This is a genomic window from Thermodesulfobacteriota bacterium, from assembly GCA_040758155.1.
GTDB lineage: Bacteria > Desulfobacterota > Deferrimicrobia > Deferrimicrobiales > Deferrimicrobiaceae > UBA2219.
Genome location: JBFLWB010000182.1, coordinates 1 through 15,791 on the forward strand (window position 1 = coordinate 1; position 15,791 = coordinate 15,791).

General features: G+C 67.8%; 15 protein-coding genes. All 15 read right to left on the reverse strand.

The genetic code is table 11. The features are described 5' to 3' along the window. Positions 1 to 451: hypothetical protein (locus tag AB1346_12450; protein ID MEW6721253.1), on the reverse strand; the 451-nt coding region annotated here is incomplete at its 3' end. Next, the gene (locus tag AB1346_12455; protein MEW6721254.1) at positions 448 to 1,320 is read right to left on the reverse strand and encodes a peptidyl-prolyl cis-trans isomerase; all 873 of its coding nucleotides are present in this window, start codon (positions 1,318 to 1,320) and stop codon (positions 448 to 450) included. The genes AB1346_12450 and AB1346_12455, both read right to left, overlap by 4 nt. A 22-nt stretch (positions 1,321 to 1,342) precedes the next feature. Beyond that, on the reverse strand, positions 1,343 to 4,816 hold the full coding sequence (gene mfd, locus AB1346_12460; protein ID MEW6721255.1) for a transcription-repair coupling factor: 3,474 nt from the start codon (positions 4,814 to 4,816) through the stop codon (positions 1,343 to 1,345). Between the two features lie 119 nt (positions 4,817 to 4,935). Then, the gene (gene nadA / locus AB1346_12465) at positions 4,936 to 5,859 is read right to left on the reverse strand and encodes a quinolinate synthase NadA (protein MEW6721256.1); all 924 of its coding nucleotides are present in this window, start codon (positions 5,857 to 5,859) and stop codon (positions 4,936 to 4,938) included. Positions 5,860 to 5,875: 16 nt separating this feature from the next. Next, entirely contained in the window at positions 5,876 to 6,892 is a 1,017-nt protein-coding gene (locus AB1346_12470) for an NAD(P)H-dependent glycerol-3-phosphate dehydrogenase (protein ID MEW6721257.1), read from the reverse strand. Further along, a complete protein-coding gene (locus tag AB1346_12475; protein MEW6721258.1) occupies positions 6,889 to 7,713 on the reverse strand; it encodes a tetratricopeptide repeat protein in 825 nt (274 codons plus the stop codon). The genes AB1346_12470 and AB1346_12475 overlap by 4 nt, the downstream gene beginning before the upstream one ends. Positions 7,714 to 7,716: 3 nt before the next feature. Beyond that, positions 7,717 to 10,149, reverse strand: a complete 2,433-nt coding sequence (gene gyrA, locus AB1346_12480; protein ID MEW6721259.1) for a DNA gyrase subunit A — start codon at positions 10,147 to 10,149, stop codon at positions 7,717 to 7,719. Between the two features lie 45 nt (positions 10,150 to 10,194). Beyond that, positions 10,195 to 11,862 carry a dihydroxy-acid dehydratase gene (gene ilvD / locus AB1346_12485; protein ID MEW6721260.1) on the reverse strand — a complete coding sequence of 556 codons (1,668 nt, stop codon included), beginning with the start codon at positions 11,860 to 11,862 and terminating at the stop codon, positions 10,195 to 10,197. A gap of 20 nt (positions 11,863 to 11,882) precedes the next feature. Then, complete coding sequence (locus AB1346_12490; GenBank protein ID MEW6721261.1) at positions 11,883 to 12,227, reverse strand: DUF190 domain-containing protein; 345 nt, start codon at positions 12,225 to 12,227, stop codon at positions 11,883 to 11,885. A 13-nt stretch (positions 12,228 to 12,240) separates the two neighbouring features. Beyond that, the gene (gene crcB, locus AB1346_12495) at positions 12,241 to 12,615 is read right to left on the reverse strand and encodes a fluoride efflux transporter CrcB (protein MEW6721262.1); all 375 of its coding nucleotides are present in this window, start codon (positions 12,613 to 12,615) and stop codon (positions 12,241 to 12,243) included. A gap of 44 nt (positions 12,616 to 12,659) precedes the next feature. After that, positions 12,660 to 13,538: an ATP-binding protein gene (locus tag AB1346_12500; GenBank protein ID MEW6721263.1), complete on the reverse strand. Its 879-nt coding sequence runs from the start codon at positions 13,536 to 13,538 to the stop codon at positions 12,660 to 12,662. A 111-nt stretch (positions 13,539 to 13,649) separates the two neighbouring features. Continuing rightward, entirely contained in the window at positions 13,650 to 14,660 is a 1,011-nt protein-coding gene (locus AB1346_12505) for an OmpA family protein (GenBank protein ID MEW6721264.1), read from the reverse strand. Beyond that, positions 14,657 to 14,947 (reverse strand): hypothetical protein, encoded by a 291-nt coding sequence (locus AB1346_12510; GenBank protein MEW6721265.1) that lies wholly within the window; start codon positions 14,945 to 14,947, stop codon positions 14,657 to 14,659. The genes AB1346_12505 and AB1346_12510 overlap by 4 nt, the downstream gene beginning before the upstream one ends. After that, entirely contained in the window at positions 14,944 to 15,537 is a 594-nt protein-coding gene (locus AB1346_12515; GenBank protein ID MEW6721266.1) for a hypothetical protein, read from the reverse strand. The genes AB1346_12510 and AB1346_12515 overlap by 4 nt, the downstream gene beginning before the upstream one ends. Continuing rightward, positions 15,534 to 15,791: DUF4398 domain-containing protein (locus AB1346_12520; protein MEW6721267.1), on the reverse strand; the 258-nt coding region annotated here is incomplete at its 5' end. The genes AB1346_12515 and AB1346_12520, both read right to left, overlap by 4 nt.

The window sequence follows — 15,791 nt, forward strand, 5'->3', positions numbered from 1 at the left end:
CGATGGCGTCGGCCGATCTCCGGTAGAGGAGCGAGCCCCGCACCCGCTCCCGCCATTCCTGCGCGCTCATTCCCACCTGGACCAGCGCCTTTTCCAGCCCCCCCTCGGGGAAGTCGGCCCGGTACCGCGTCACCTCTTCCTCGAGGGCGGCGAAGGGGACCGTGATCCCGCGGCGGGCGCCCTCCCGCAGGACGACGTTCCGCTCGACCAGCGCCCGGATCGCCTCGGACACCTCGGCCCGGTCGGCCCCCCGCTCCTCCAGGGCCGGCGAATAGCCGCGCGCCGACAGGATCTCGGCCTTCACGTCCCGAAGGGAGACGGAGACGTTGTCCACCTCGGCGACCACGATCTCCGCGTCGGACCGCCCGGGAGCCTCCCGCGCGCAGGATCCGGCCACCGCGGCGAGAACGGCGAGCGCCGCGGCCCACGCCGCGGGAAGCCGGAAGGTCATTTCCCGGGCGCCTGCGGCGCCGGCGCTCCCTTCCCCCCTTGCCCCGCATCGGACAGGATGCGGATGCTCGACGACTTCCTGAGGCCGGCGACGAGCGATTCGAAAGCCTCGCGCTGCGCCATCTCCCGCTGCTCCGCGAGAAGCTGCGGCTTCACCTCCTCGAAGCTGCGGACGCCCGCGGGCTTTTTCGAGTACACCTTGATCAGGTGGTGGCCGTAGGTCGTCTTCACGGGCCCCACGACCCCGCCGGCGGGGGCCCCGAAGGCGGCATCCTCGAACTCCTTGACGAAGTTTCCGCGCTCGATGTCCCCCAGGTCCGCGGCGACCTCCCCCTCCATGGCGCCGATCTCCTTCATCAGCGCCTCGAACGGCTCGCCTTCCTTCACCCGACGGAGCATCTCCTCCGCCCGCCTCCGGTCCCGGAAGAGCATGTGGCTCACCTTCACCGTCGGGCCGACGCGGAACTGCTCCCGGGAGGAATCGTAGAGCTTCCGCAGCGCCTCGTCGGACAGGCCGGGCGCCGTCGCGGCCACGTCCCTCAGAAGCGCCTCGAGGAGGATCGACTTGCGCTTCATCGAGATCTGGCTGGCCACGTCGGGGCGGCGGTCGAGGCCGCGCCGCAGCGCCTCCCGCATCAGCAGGTCCCGGGTGATGACGCTGTCCAGGAACCGCGCCCGTCCCGCGGGCGTGTCGAGGATCGGACGCACGTAGGGAGGAAGCCCCTCGACCTCCTTGAGGAGCATCTCCTCGGTGATCGCGTCCCCGTCGACCAGCGCGAGGACCTTCCCCTGCTTCCCCCGCCCGGGGACATCGCCGCACGCCGACAGCACGACCGCGCAAACCATGCCGAGAATCAGCACTTTACGCATTGGCAGCCTCCCCCGGTGAATTTCATATGTTAGTTCCCGCACCGAAGCGGTTCAACAGGATTTTCGCCGCGGAAAGCACCTCCGCGGGCGCTTCCCCCGGAAGGCGCATCGACAGGACCTCCCCCTTCAGGAAGGAGAAGGTCCTCCGTTCCTTCGTAATCCATTCGACCAGTTTACTCCGGTCGAAGGCCGAATGGGGGGACAGCGACAGGAACAGCGCGCCGTCGCCCCGCTTCAGCTCCGCCACCCCCGCCTCGCGCATCGCGGCGCGCAGCCGCGCCAGGTCGCACAGCGCGCGGGCCGGCTGGGGGAGCCGCCCGAAGCGGTCCAGCAGCTCCATCTCGATCTCGTCGGCCGCGTCCACGGTCCGCGACAGGGAAAGCTTCCGGTAGAACTCCAGCCGCACGCCGGCCTCCGGGATGTAGTCGTCGGGGAGGAACGCCGGAATCCGCAGCTCCAGCTCGGGCTCCTCCTCCCCGGCAGCCGCCTTCCCCGAGATCTCCGCGACCGCCTCGGCGAGGAGCTGCGTGTACAGCTCGTACCCCACCTGGTGGATCTGGCCGGACTGGTCCTTCCCCAGCAGGTTCCCCGCCCCCCGGATCTCGAGGTCGTGGGAGGCGATCCGGAAACCCGAGCCCAGCTCGGTGAGCTCCTCCAGCACCGCCAGCCGCTTCATGGCGTCCTTCGTGAGAGAGACGTCCTTCGGAACGAGGAAATAGGCATACGCCCGGTGACGGTCCCTCCCGACGCGCCCCCGGAGCTGGTAGAGCTGCGACAGCCCGAACCGGTGCGCGTGGTTGACCAGGATGGTGTTCGCGTTGGGCAGGTCCAGCCCCGCCTCGATGATGGCGGTGCACAGGAGGATGTCCGCGCGCCGGGCCGAGAAATCGTCCATCGCGCGGGAGAGCTTCTCCTCCTCCATCTGCCCGTGCCCCACGGCGATCCTTGCCGATGGGAGGATCCCGCGCAGGAACCGCTCCATCGACGGGAGCGTCTGCACCCGGTTGTGGACGAAGAAGACCTGCCCGCCGCGGCGGATCTCCCGCTCCACCGCCTCCCGGATCGTCTCCTCCGAGAAGGGGACGACGAACGTCCGGATGGAGAGCCGGTCCTCGGGCGGCGTGGCGATGAGGCTGACATCCCTCAAGCCCGAGAACGCCATGTGGAGCGTGCGCGGGATCGGCGTGGCGGAAAGGGTCAGCACGTCCACCGTCGCGCGCAGTTTTTTAAGCTTCTCCTTGTGGGCGACGCCGAACCGCTGCTCCTCGTCGATCACGACCAGCCCGAGGTCCTTGAACCGGATGTCCTTCTGCAGCAGCCGGTGCGTCCCGATGACGATGTCCACCGTGCCCGCGGCCAGCCCCTTCGCCACCTCCGCCTGCTCCTTCCGGTTCCGGAAGCGGGAGAGATTCTCCACCCGCACGGGATATCCCGCCAGCCGGCGGCAGAAGGTCTGCTGATGCTGCTCCGCGAGCACCGTGGTGGGGACGAGGATCGCCGCCTGCCGCCCGTCCATGACCGTCTTGAACGCGGCGCGGATCGCCACTTCCGTCTTGCCGTACCCCACGTCGCCGCACACCAGCCGGTCCATCGGCGTCCCGGAGGAGAGGTCCGCGAGCACCGCGCGGATCGCCTCCTCCTGGTCCGGCGTCTCCTCGAACGGGAAGGCGGCCTCGAACTCCCGGAAGACGGCGTCGGGCGGGGAGGCGGGCGCCTTCTCCGCGACCTGCCGCTTCGCCTGCAGGTCGATCAGCTCCTGCGCCATGGCCAGCAGCTCGTCGCGGACCTTCCTGCGGGCGCGCTGCCACGCGGTGCCGCCCAGCTTCGAGATCCGCGCCCCGCCCTCGCCGGAGGCCACGTACCGCTGCACGCGCGACATCTTCTCCACGGGGACGAAGAGGCGGTCGCCCCCCGCGTACTCGAGGACGAGGAAATCGCCCTCCGTCCCGGCCGCCTTCCGGCGCAGCAGCCCCCGGTAGATCCCGATGCCGTGGTCCACGTGCACCGCCGGGTCGTTCACCCGCAGGTCGGCCAGGGAGAACTCCTCGGGTACGGCGAGGCCTTCCGGCCGGGAACGCCGCGCACGGGTCTTCTCCCCGAAGATCTCGGTCTCCGTGACCACGGCGACGCCGAGTTCCGGCGCGCGGAATCCCCGCGTCACCTCCGACGCGCACAGGAACACCCCCCGGTCGCGACCGGCGGCCTCCCGGAGCGAGTCGACCCGGGTGACCGGGAGGGCGTACCGCGAGAGAAGGTCCTCCATCCGGTCCACGTGGGAAGGCGAGAGGGAGCTGACGACGAACGTCTCCCCCCGCTTCCACCATTCCCTTGCCTCGGAGGCAAGAGGATAAAGCAGCCCCTCGGAAGGCGAGGAGGCGGTGATCCTGCGGATGTCCTCGTTCCCCTCCACCGCGGCGTCCCCCCGCAGCGGATCCGGCCGCCGGAAGGGAGGCGTCTCGATCCGGTCGAATGCCAGGAGCGGGACGCCGGAGAGCGATTCCAGCCATTCCGTTTCCGGAACGAACAGCTCCTCGGGGCGCGGGAAGCCGGCCTCCTCCCCGGCCAGCGTCCAGTTCTCCAGCGCTTCCGCGAAGAAGTTGCGGACGGCGGCGAGGCACGCGACGGTGTCCGCCGCGATCGCGACGGAAGCCGCGGGCAGGTAGGTGAAAACCGAAGCGGCGCGGCCGTAGAGCCGTGGAAGGAGCGCTTCCACCCCGTGGAAGCGGATCCCCTGCCGGATCGTCCCGGCCCAGGGGAGCCCTTCCCGCCCCGCGGCCGCGGAGGCGAGGAACTCGTCCCGGGTGAACACCTGGGAGCAGGGGAGGACGGTCAGCCGGTCGGGCTCCCCGTCGGCGCGCGCCCCCGCGGCGATCGTGCGCTGCGTCTGCGGGTGGAACCACCGGACCGATTCCACCCGGTCGTCGTCCAGCAGGAGCCGCGCCGGCAGCGGGTGCGCGGGGCTGTACACGTCGACGATCCCGCCGCGCACGGCGAAATCGCCGGGATCCGACACCGCGGGGAGCCGGGCGTATCCGACGGATACGAGCTTCGCGGAGAAGGACTCCACGTCGATCCGCGCCCCCGGCGCGACCGTCTCCACCGCTTCGAGGAAGATCTCCGGCGGGACGGTTTTCTCGACCGCCGCCTCCGCCGACGCCACCACCACGGCGGGGGGACCCGACAGGATCCGGTGCAGCGCCCGCATCCGGTCGTGGACCGCGGGGAGGTAAGGGGAGATCGGCTCGTACGGCTCCACCTCGACGGACGGGAAAGGGAACACGGCGCCGGGCCCCAGCCAGGCCGCAAGCTCCCTTGCCGACTCCTCCGCCTCCTTCCCGTCCGGGCACAGGAACAGGACCGTGCGGGAGAGACGGGAGAACAGGCGCGCGGCGAGGAACGCGCGGGCGCCGGGCGGCACGCGCATCCACTGGACGCAGGGCGGCGCCCCGCCCTTCGCCAGGGCGAGCGCGACGTGTTCGAGGGAAAGCGTGATCATATCAGCTGGGGGGGGACACACCTGCACACTGGCGGGGGACACTCTTCCCCTTCATCCCCAATAAGATCAAGAATGTCCCCCTCTACCGTATGTCCCCCTCTACTCCGCCGGGCTGCGGCTCACGCCGCATCCCGCGGTACGGCCAGCATCGCGTCGAGCGCCGACTTCGCCCGGAGGCGCACGTCCTCCGGTACCCGGATCTCCGGGGACATCGAAATGAGCGCCTCCCGGACGTCCTCCAGGGCGATGAGCTTCATGTTGGGGCAGATCAGACGCGGGGAGGCGATGTGGAACCGCTTCCCGGGATTCTCTTTCTGCAGTCCGTACAGGATCCCCCGCTCCGTGCCGATGATGAATTCCCGCGCAGGGGAGCGGTGGCAATACCCGTGCATCCCCGAGGTGGAAAGTACCGCGTCGGCCTTCTCCACGACCTCCGGCGGGCACTCGGGATGGACGACGAGGACCGCGTGGGGGTGCGCCTTCCGCGCCTCCTCCACCGCCTCCAAGGTCAGCCGGTCGTGGGTGGGGCAATAGCCGTCCCACCAGGAAATCTCCCGGCCCGACGCCTTGCGGACGTAGTGCGCCAGGTTCCGGTCGGGGACCATGAAGATCTCCTTCCCCGCCGGGATCGACCGGACGACGTTCACGGCGTTGCCGGACGTGCAGCAGATGTCCGAGAGCGCCTTCACCTCCGCCGACGAGTTGACATATGTAACGACGACGGCCTCGGGGCGCTCCCTCCGGTACCTCACCAGGTCGTCGCCGGTGATCATGTCCGCCATCGGGCAGCCCGCCTCTTCCCGGGGGAGCAGGACGGTCTTGTCCGGGGACAGGATCGAGGCGCTCTCCGCCATGAAGTGGACGCCGCAGAAGACGATCACGTCGGCCTGCGTGTTCGCCGCCTCCATGGAGAGCCCCAGGGAGTCGCCCGTGATGTCCGCGATCTCCTGCACCTCGTCCCGCTGGTAATTGTGCGCCAGAAGGACTGCGTTCCTTTTCTTGAGAAGCTTGCGGATCTCGTATTTCAGCGCGGTTTCGTCCATTTCGATTCCTCCGGCGCTACTCCTTCTCCCGCTTCAGCGCCCTCGCGAACAGCTCGGCCACCGCCTCGCCGGCGCCCTTTCCTTCATGTAGGATGCGGAACACCTGCTCCGAGATGGGCATGGAAACGCCCGTGCGGCGGGACAGCTCCACCGCGGACCGGGCGGTCCGGACCCCCTCGGCCACCATCGTCATCCCCCCGAGGATCTCTTCGACCGGCTCCCCGCGCCCCACCCGCGTCCCCACGGTGCGGTTGCGGGAGAGATCGCCGGTGCAGGTGAGCACCAGGTCCCCCATGCCGGACAGCCCCGAGAAGGTCTGCGGGTGCGCGCCGAGGTGCACCCCCAGCCGGGTGATCTCCGCCAGCCCCCGGGAGATGAGGAGGGCGCGGGCGTTGTGCCCGAACCCCATGCCGTCGCAGATCCCCGCCGCGATCGCCATCACGTTCTTCAGCGCCCCGCCGATCTCGATCCCGACGACGTCGTCGTCGGCGTAGATGCGGAAGCGCGGCCCGCACAGCGCCTCCTGCAGCCGCCGGGCGACGGCGAGGTCCCGCGCGGCCACCGTGGCCCCCGTCGGCTTCCCCTGCGCCACCTCGAGGGCGAAAGTCGGGCCCGAAAGGGCCGCCACGCGGGGAGCGTGCGCGGGCGACACTTCGGCCATCACCTCGGTCATCCGGCACAGCGTCCCGTTCTCCACCCCCTTCGCCAGGGAGACGAGGCACGCGCCCGGGGAAAGGTGCGGCGCCGCCTTCCCCGCCACGCCGCGCAGGTGGTGGGAAGGCACGGCGAACGCCACGATGGATTTCCCGGAGACCGCCTCCTCGAGGTCGTTCGTCGGATGGACCCCGTCCGGCACATGGATGCCGGGGAGGAAAAGGCGGTTCTCCCCGTACCGTTCCAGGGAATCGCAGACTTCCTTTTCATACGCCCAGAGGACGACGCCTTCGTGCCGCCCCGCCAGCATGGCCGAGAAGGCGGTGCCCCACGACCCGCCCCCTATGACGGCGATCGTTTCCTTCCGCTCCCCGTTCACCGGTTTCCTCTCTCCTTCCCCCGCTCCGGCGCCCCGGCGCGGGCTTTCAGCCGCTGGAGCTTTTCCGCCACGTACCGCGGATCGTGCCAGTCGTTCCTCAACGCCTCGTACTGCGCGATCGCCCCCGGAAGGTCGCCCATCCCTTCGAGGGACTGTGCCACCCCCCAGCGGGCACGGACCGCCGTCTTCCGGTCCGGGGCGAGGAACAGCAGCTTGCGGAACTCCCGCTCCGCGTCGGCGTACCTGCGCTGCCCCTGGAAAGCGTGCGCCAGCATCCACCGCCCCTCGAGCGCCCGGTTCGACCGCGGATGCCGCTCGACCAGCTCGGCCAGGACCGCGGTCTGCCGGTCGACCTCCCCCGCGGCGCCGTAGGCGTGCGCCAGCAGGAAAAGCGCCTCGTCCATCCGCTCGAACCCCGGGAACTCCCTCCGGATCCGCTCGAGGTTTCCGGCCGCCGCCGCCCCGTCCATGTATTGCAGGAGATGGATCTCCGCGCTGCGCAACAGCGCCGGCGGGACCTCGGCCGCCCTCGGGTAATTGAACACGAGGGAATCGTACGCTTCGAGCGCCGCGGGAAAGTTCCGGAAGTAGGCGCCGTAGATGTCTCCCTGGCGCATCAGGGCGGCGGGGGCGTGCCGCGACTGGGGATGCTCCCGCGCCGTCGCGCGGAAGCCCTCGAGGGCGGACTCCATCCGCCGGGCGAGCAGCTCCTTCTCCGCCCGCTCGTACCGCTCCCCCGCAAGGTCCGCGCAGCCCGCCGCGAGGAGGAGCGCGCAGACCAGAAGGAGGCTAAGCCGCCTCCCGGTCCCGCCGCGGGGCATCGCTCACTCTTCCTTCTCCGCCAGCCGGGCGATCGAGGAAACGCGCTCTTTCTCCTCCAGCCCGATGAGCCGCACTCCCTGGGTGTTCCGGCCGATCACACGGATCTCCCCCACCGCCATGCGGATGATCTTCCCGCCGTCGGTGACCAGCATCACGTCGTCCGTGTCGAGCACCTGGCACACCCCGGTCACCGGCCCCGTCTTCTCCGTCACCTTGAGGGTGATCACGCCCTTTCCGCCGCGCGACTGCTTCCGGTACTCCTCCACGTCGGTCCGCTTCCCGTACCCCTTTTCGGTGACGGTCAGCATCGTCCCCTGAGGCCGAAGGATGTCCATCCCCACGACCACGTCGCCCTCCTCGAGGTCGATCCCGCGCACGCCTACCGCGGAGCGGCCCATCGGGCGGACGTCCTCCTCGTGGAAGCGGATCGACATCCCCTGCCGGGTGGAGAGGAACACCTCCTCGTTCCCCGTGGTGATCGCCGTGGCGATCAGGCGGTCCCCCTCGTTCAGTCCCATGGCGATGATGCCGCCCGACCGCGGCCGGGAATACTCCATCAGCTCCGTCTTCTTGATGGTTCCCTGCGCGGTGGCGGTGACGATGAATTTCCCCTCCTCGAATTCCCGCACCGGCAGGATCGAGGAGATCGACTCGCCCGGCGACAGCGACAGCAGGTTCACGACCGCGCGCCCCTTGGATGCGCGCCCCGCCTCGGGCAGCTCGTGGACCTTGAGCCAGTACACCTTCCCCTGGTCGGAGAAGAACAGGACGTAGGTGTGCATCGAGGCGATGAAGAGCATGGAGACGAAATCCTCCTCCTTGGTCCCCATGCCGACCTTCCCGCGCCCGCCGCGCCGCTGCGTCCGGTAGAGGCTGATCGGGTTCCGCTTGATGTAGCCGGAGTGGGAGACGGTGACCACCATCTCCTCGTCCACGATCAGGTCCTCGAGCCGCAGGTCCTTCGTTTCCCGCTGGATCTCGGAGCGGCGCGCGTCGCCGTAGGCCTCGCGGATCTGGCGGAACTCCTCGGCGATGACGCGCAGCAGCTCCGACTCCTCGGCGAGGATCTTCTTGAGCCGCGCGATCTCCTCGCGCACCTCCTTGAGCTCCTGCAGGATCTTTTCCCGCTCGAGCCCCGTGAGACGGCGAAGCTGCATGTCGAGGATCGCCTGCGCCTGGATCTCCGACAGGCGGAACTTCGTCATCAGCCCGTCCTTCGCCTCCTTCTGGTCCTTCGACGCCCGGATCAGCTTGATGATCGCGTCGATGTGATCGAGGGCGATCTTGTACCCCTCGAGGATGTGCTCCCGCGCCTCCGCCTTCCGCAGCAGGAAGAGGGTCCGCCGGGTGACGACCTCCTTCCGGAACGCAAGAAACTCCTCGAGGAGCTCCTTCAGGTTCATCGTCCGCGGCCGGTTCTGTACGATGGCCAGGAGCTGCACGCCGAAGGAGACCTGCATCTGCGTCGACTTGTAGAGGTTGTTCAGGACGACCTCGGCCACGGCGTCCTTCTTCAGCTCGACGACCACGCGCATGCCGTCGCGGTCGGACTCGTCTCGGATGTCCGATACCTCTTCTAGCTCCTTGTCGCGCACCAGCTCCGCGATCCGCTCGATGAGCCGCGCCTTGTTGACCTGGTACGGGATCTCCGTGATGACGATCGACTCGCGGTCGCCCTTCTTCGCCTTCTCGATGAACGCCCGCGCGCGGATCTGCACGGAGCCGCGGCCGGTCCGGTAGGCATCGCGCACGCCCTCGAGGCCGTAGAGGATCCCGCCCGTGGGGAAATCGGGCGCCGGGATATGGTCCATCAGGCCGTCGATGGCGATTTCGGGATCGCCGATCAGCGCGAGCAGGGCGCTCACCACCTCGCCGAGATTGTGCGGCGGGATGGATGTGGCCATGCCGACGGCGATCCCCGCGCTGCCGTTGACCAGCAGGTTCGGGATGCGCGATGGGAGGACGCGCGGCTCCTGCAGCGAGCCGTCGTAATTCGGCACCGTTTCGACGGTTTCCTTGTCGAGATCGGAGAGCAGCTCCCCCGCGACCTTGGCCATCCGGACCTCGGTGTACCGCATCGCGGCCGCCGAGTCGCCGTCGACCGAGCCGAAGTTCCCCTGCCCGTCGACCAGCGGGTACCGGAGGGAAAAGTCCTGCACCATGCGCACGAGGGCGTCGTAGACGGCGTTGTCGCCGTGCGGATGGTACTTGCCGATGACGTCGCCGACGATGCGCGCGGACTTCTTGTACGGCTTGCCGAATTCGTTCCCCAGCTCGTGCATCGCGAAGAGGATGCGGCGCTGCACGGGCTTGAGGCCGTCCCGGACGTCGGGAAGCGCGCGCCCCACGATCACGCTCATCGCGTAATCGAGGTAGCTCTGGCGCATCTCGTCCTGGATGGCGCGGGGATACACCGGTTTCTGGAACAGGTCCATCAGTGCTGACGGGCTCCTTCCAAGATCCTGAATGAACGGATCATTCTACCATTTCAGGACCGCGCCGGTGCTGGCGCTGGTGGCCATGGAGGCGTATTTACCGAGGCATCCGACGGGGGCCGGCTTCTTCAGCGGCTGCCATTTCGCGCGCCGTTCGGCCAGTTCCGCATCGGAGACCAGGAGCTCCAGCGTCCGCCCCGGGATGTCGAGCCGGATCCGGTCGCCGGCCTTCACCAGCCCGATCGGGCCGCCCGCAGCGGCCTCCGGCGAAACGTGCCCGATGACGGCTCCGCGCGTCCCCCCGGAGAAGCGGCCGTCGGTGACCATCGCCACCTTGTCCCCCAGCCCCTCCCCCATGATGTACGACGTCGGAGCGAGCATCTCCTGCATCCCCGGGCCGCCCTTGGGTCCCTCGTACCGGCTGACCACGAAATCGCCCGGCTTGACCTTCCCCGCCAGGATCCCCTCGCACGCATCCTCCTGGGACTCGAAGATCACCGCGCTCCCTTCGAAGACCAGCATCTTCGGGTCCACCCCGGCGGTCTTGACCACCGCCCCCTCCGGGGCGAGGCTGCCGTAGAGGATCGAAAGGCCGCCCTGCGCGCTGTACGGGTTCGAAAGCGGCCGGATGACCTCCGGGTCCTTCGACTCCGCCCCCGCCACGTTCCCCTCGAGCGGCTTCCCCGTCACGGTGATGCAGCCCCGGTGCATCAGCTCCGGCAGCTCGAACAGCCCGGCGAGGATCGCCGGGATCCCCCCCGCCCGGTCCACGTCCTCCATGTGGTACGGAGAGGACGGCGACACCTTGCAGAGGGTGGGCGTCTTCCGGGAGATGGCGTCGATCCGCGCCAGATCGTACGGGATCCCCGCCTCGTAGGCGATCGCCAGCGTGTGGAGGATCGTGTTCGTCGATCCGCCCATCGCCATGTCGAGCGCGAAGGCGTTGTCGAGCGCCTCGAGCGTGACGATGTCGCGGGGTTTAAGGTCCATCCGGACCAGCTCCATGAGCTGGAACGAGGCGGCCCGGTACAGGTCCTGCCGTTTCGGATCCACGGCGAGCAGGGAGCCGCTTCGCGGCAGCGCCATCCCCAGCGCCTCGCACAGGCAGTTCATCGAGTTGGCCGTGAACATGCCGGAGCACGATCCGCAGCCGGGGCAGCCGGTGTCCTCCAGCTCCTTGAGCCCCTCCGCGGAGAGGTTGCCCAGCTTGTGCGCCGCCACCCCCTCGAAGACGGTGATCAGGTCGACCGCCTTGCCGGCCTTCGTGCGGCCCGCCTTCATGGGGCCGCCGGAGACGAAGATCGTCGGGATGTTGCACCGCATCGCGGCCATGAGCATCCCGGGAACGATCTTGTCGCAGTTGGGGATGCAGATCATCCCGTCGAAGCAGTGCGCCTTGACCATCGCCTCCACGGAGTCGGCGATGATCTCCCGCGTCGGCAGGGAGTGGCGCATTCCGCCGTGCCCCATGGCGATCCCGTCGTCCACCGCGATGGTGTTGAACTCGAAGGGGACGCCGCCGGCTTCCCGGATGCACTTCTTCACGTGCTCCCCCACCCGGTTCAGGTGGACGTGGCCCGGGACGATCTCCACGAACGAGTTGCACACGGCGATGAACGGCTTCCCCATGTCCTCGTCGGTGACGCCGCACGCCTTCAGCAGGCTGCGATGGGGAGCGCGCTCGAATCCTTTCTTGATGGTGTCGGAACGCATCGGGAATCCTCCTGATCGGATCATTTTTCGTGCTTGTGGCTGTACCGGATCACCGTGACCTTCTCCAGCGTGATGAGGCCGCCGGTCATCATCTCGTCGATCTTCGGCATCACCCGATCGATATTCTCCTTCGTGTCCACGACCTCGATGACGATGGGCAGGTCCCTCGAGAGCCGCAGCAGCTTGTCCGTGTGGTAGACGCTGTGCGCGCCGTACCCCGTGATGCCGCGGGTGACCGTCGCGCCGGCGAATCCCTCCTTTTTCAGCATCTCCACGAGCGCCTCGTACAGGAGGCGGATCCCGTGCCGGTCCCCCTCCCCGATGAAAATCCGCATGAGGACGTTCCGTCCGACGAGCCGGGTCATCTCCTCCCTCCCTTCACAGGGAACGCCCGACGGCGATCCCGATAAACGTAAAGACCAGGCAGACGACGACGCTGGACAGCGCGTTCACCAGCGCCGGGAAGAACCGGGCGCTTTCGAGAAGGCGGACCGTCTCGTAGCTGAAGGTGGAAAACGTGGTGAATCCTCCGAGGAACCCGATGGCCAGCCCTACCCGCAGGTCCTGGGATACGAGGGAGCTGCGCAGCGAAAACTCCATGACCAGCCCGACGAGGAACGAACCGAGCACGTTGACCGCGAAGGTGCCGTACGGCATCGCGGTCCCCAGCAGGTCATAGACCCACCCGGAAAGGTAGTATCGGGACAGGCATCCCGCGGCGCCGAACAGGGCGATGTACAGGATCATCCTCATTCCTCACGCTCCTCGTAGCGGCAGGCGGCGGTTTCCGCACGCGATCAGGCCCGGCGCGACCCGATCCGCCCCGCGAGGTCGTCGATGAACTGCTTCGCCGTCCTGCCGCTGCGCGACCCGGTGGAAAGCGCCCAGCGCAGCGCGTCCGCGCGGAGCGTTTCCGGGTCGACCGCCAGCTTCAGGCGCCGCGCGTACTCGTCCACGATAGCGAGGTACGTGTCCTGGTCGAACCGGAAGAAGCCGAGCTGCAGGCCGAACCGGTCGGAGAGGGAGAGCTTCTCCGAGACGGCCTCCTCGGGGTGGATCTCCTCCTCCGCCCCCAGCTCGACCCTGCGCTCCGGCATCAGGTGGCGCCGGTTCGAGGTGGCGTAGATGAGGACGTTCTCCGGCCGCTCCTCCACCCCGCCGTCCAAAAGCGTCTTCAGTCCCCGGAAATCCACCTCCTCCTCGTCGAAGGAGAGGTCGTCGCAGAAGAGGATGAAGCGGTACGGCAGCCCGCGGAGCCGGCCGGCGATCTTCGGGAAGGAGAAGAGGTCCCAGCGGGCCAGCTCCACGATCCTCAAGCCCCGTTCCCCGAACGCGCCCAGCAGCCCTTTGACGCAGGAGGACTTCCCCGTTCCGCGCTCCCCCCATAGCAATACGTGGTTGGCGCCGCCGCCGGAAACGAACTGCTCCGTGTTGCGGACCAGCTCCGCCTTGGCGCCGTCGATTCCGACCAGCAGCGTCAGGTCGACCCGGTGCGGGTGCTCCACCGGCACGATCCGCCCCGTCTTTCCGTCCGCCTCCCAGCGGAACGCCAGGTGGTCCCGGAAGATCGTCGGGTCGAACGGCGCGGCCTCCCCCTTTCCGAGAAGCGACTCCGCGCGGTCGAGGATCCGCTCCAGCCGCCGGAGCGCCCCCTCCGCCCAGGATTCCGGGTTCATCGCTCTCGTCTCCCTTCCGCCGCCGGGATTCACCGCGTTCGAGAAAAACGCGGCGTTCCCCGGTCTCCCGGGAAACGCCGCGTCGACCGCGTTCCGGCGAAACCGGATCCCTTACTGCAGGATCTGGATCTCCACTCTCCGGTTCATGGCCTGCCCTTCCTTCGTCTTGTTGTCGCCGATCGGATCGGCAGGGCCCTTCCCCTCGGAGGTGATCTGGCCGGCCTTCACTCCGGCGTTGGCGATGAGGTATTTCTTCACCGCGTCGGCCCGCTGGTCGGACAGCTTTATGTTGTACTTCTCGCCGCCGCGGCTGTCGGTGTAGCCGACGACGTGGATCTTGGCATCGGGATATTTCTTCAGGAAATCGACCGCCTTCTTCATCTCCGCTTCGTCCGATTTCCGGATGACGGCCTTGCCCGTGTCGAAGTTGACGCGGAGCGCCATCTTGTCGACCATCTTGGGGGCGGGCGCCGGGGCCGGCGGCGGAGGCGGAGCCGCCATGGGAGGCGGCGCCGGGGCCGGCGGAGGCGGCGGCGGAGGAGGCTCCTCGACCTTCACGGTCACGGATTCATAATTGGTGGAATACTTGCCCGAGCAGACCATGTTGTAATCCGTCGTTTCCTTGGGGCACACTTCCCTGGAGCCGGTCAGAGGCTCGCCGGTTTTCTTCTTCTTGTCCTCCGCGCCGAAATACACCAGCTCGACGTTCTCCCCGCTCCACTTCAGCTTCGCGCACTTCCCGGGGGCGACGGTCTCCGGCTCGGCGACCAGCCCGCAGGTCGGCACCTTCTTCTTGTCTTCGCACTCCTGCAGCTTCTTGAACAACGCATCGACGGACTGCTGGGCCTTCAGCCCCTCCGCCGCGGGTTTCGCTCCCGCGTTGCACTTCTCCCAGCCCTGGGTGCACTCGAGCAGGGCGCTGTCCAGGTCCGCCTTGGCCACGGCGAATTCCTTCGGGGCGCATTCCTTCGCGCCCTTCCCGTCCGCCATCTCGAGCATGCCCTGGATGTTTTCCAGGCGGTCTTTTTCATCCTGCTTGAGCGTCCGCATGGTACCGCAGCCGGCAACGAGGGAAGTCGCGACAAGGACCGCAATGAATAGCATCAGGCTCCGGTTCCTCATTTCGCACCTCCCTTGGTCGACTGCAGGGCCACCGCGGAATAATCCAGCGACTTCTTCAGGAACAGATCGACATCCTTCCGGGGGCTGCCCTCTTCCGCCTCCTGAACCGCCTTCTTGAGGTATTCCTCCGCAGCATAGTATTCATGCGGAGCGGACCACTTGGCGCCGGCCTTGTCCGCTGCCTCCAACTGCTTCCGGGCATTCGCGATCGAGTTTGCCGTGGCGCACCCGGCAAGCAACGCGGCGCAGAGAACAATGGCGAATAAAGCGAACAACGGCTTCTTCATTTCCCGCCTCCCTCGACCTTCACGCTCACGGATTCATAATTGGTGGAATACTTGCCCTTGCAGACCATGTTGTAATCCGTCGTTTCCTTCGGGCACACTTCCTTGGAACCGGTCAGCTTCTCTCCGTCCTTCTTCTTCGGGTCCTCCGCGCCGAAATACACCATCTCGACGTCCTCCCCGCTCCACTTCAGCGTCGCGCACTTCCCGGGGGCGACGGTTTCCGGTTCGGCCACCAGACCGCAGATCGGCACCTTCTTCCTGTCTTCGCACTCCTGCAGCTTCTTGAACAACGCATCGACGGACTGCTGGGCCTTCAGCCCCTCCGCCGCGGGCTTCGCGCCCGCCTTGCACTTCTCCCATTCCTGGGTGCATTTAAGCAGGGCCGAGTCCAGGTCCGCCTTGGCCACGGCGAATTCCTTCGGGGCGCATTCCTTCGCGCCCTTCCCGTCCGCCATCTCGAGCATGCCCTGGATGTTGTCGAGCCGGTCTTTCTCCTCCTGGGTGAGCGCGCGCATCTGGCCGGCGCAGCCGGCAACGAGGAAAGCCGCGACAAGGACCGCAAGGAAAAGAGTCAGTCTACGGTTCCTCATTTCGCACCTCCCTTGGTCGACTGCAGCGCCACCGCGGAATAGTCCAGCGACTTCTTCAGGAACCGGTCGACATCCTTCCGGGGGCTGCCCTCTTCCGCCTCTTGAACCGCCTTCTTGAGGTATTCCTCCGCAGCATAGTATTCATGCGGGGCGGACCACTTGGCGCCGGCCTTGTCCGCTGCCTCCAACTGCTTCCGGGCATTCGCGATCGAGTTTGCCGTGGCGCATCCGGCAAGCAACGCGGCGCAGAGAAC

Bases quoted from the DNA above. Each gene is read 5' to 3' on its own strand.
- AB1346_12455 (MEW6721254.1), bottom strand. From the start codon at position 1,320: ATGCGTAAAGTGCTGATTCTCGGCATGGTTTGCGCGGTCGTGCTGTCG.
- mfd (MEW6721255.1), bottom strand. From the start codon at position 4,816: ATGATCACGCTTTCCCTCGAACACGTCGCGCTCGCCCTGGCGAAGGGC.
- nadA (MEW6721256.1), bottom strand. From the start codon at position 5,859: ATGGACGAAACCGCGCTGAAATACGAGATCCGCAAGCTTCTCAAGAAA.
- AB1346_12475 (MEW6721258.1), bottom strand. From the start codon at position 7,713: ATGCCCCGCGGCGGGACCGGGAGGCGGCTTAGCCTCCTTCTGGTCTGC.
- gyrA (MEW6721259.1), bottom strand. From the start codon at position 10,149: ATGGACCTGTTCCAGAAACCGGTGTATCCCCGCGCCATCCAGGACGAG.
- ilvD (MEW6721260.1), bottom strand. From the start codon at position 11,862: ATGCGTTCCGACACCATCAAGAAAGGATTCGAGCGCGCTCCCCATCGC.
- AB1346_12490 (MEW6721261.1), bottom strand. From the start codon at position 12,227: ATGACCCGGCTCGTCGGACGGAACGTCCTCATGCGGATTTTCATCGGG.
- crcB (MEW6721262.1), bottom strand. From the start codon at position 12,615: ATGAGGATGATCCTGTACATCGCCCTGTTCGGCGCCGCGGGATGCCTG.
- AB1346_12500 (MEW6721263.1), bottom strand. From the start codon at position 13,538: ATGAACCCGGAATCCTGGGCGGAGGGGGCGCTCCGGCGGCTGGAGCGG.
- AB1346_12505 (MEW6721264.1), bottom strand. From the start codon at position 14,660: ATGAGGAACCGGAGCCTGATGCTATTCATTGCGGTCCTTGTCGCGACT.
- AB1346_12510 (MEW6721265.1), bottom strand. From the start codon at position 14,947: ATGAAGAAGCCGTTGTTCGCTTTATTCGCCATTGTTCTCTGCGCCGCG.
- AB1346_12515 (MEW6721266.1), bottom strand. From the start codon at position 15,537: ATGAGGAACCGTAGACTGACTCTTTTCCTTGCGGTCCTTGTCGCGGCT.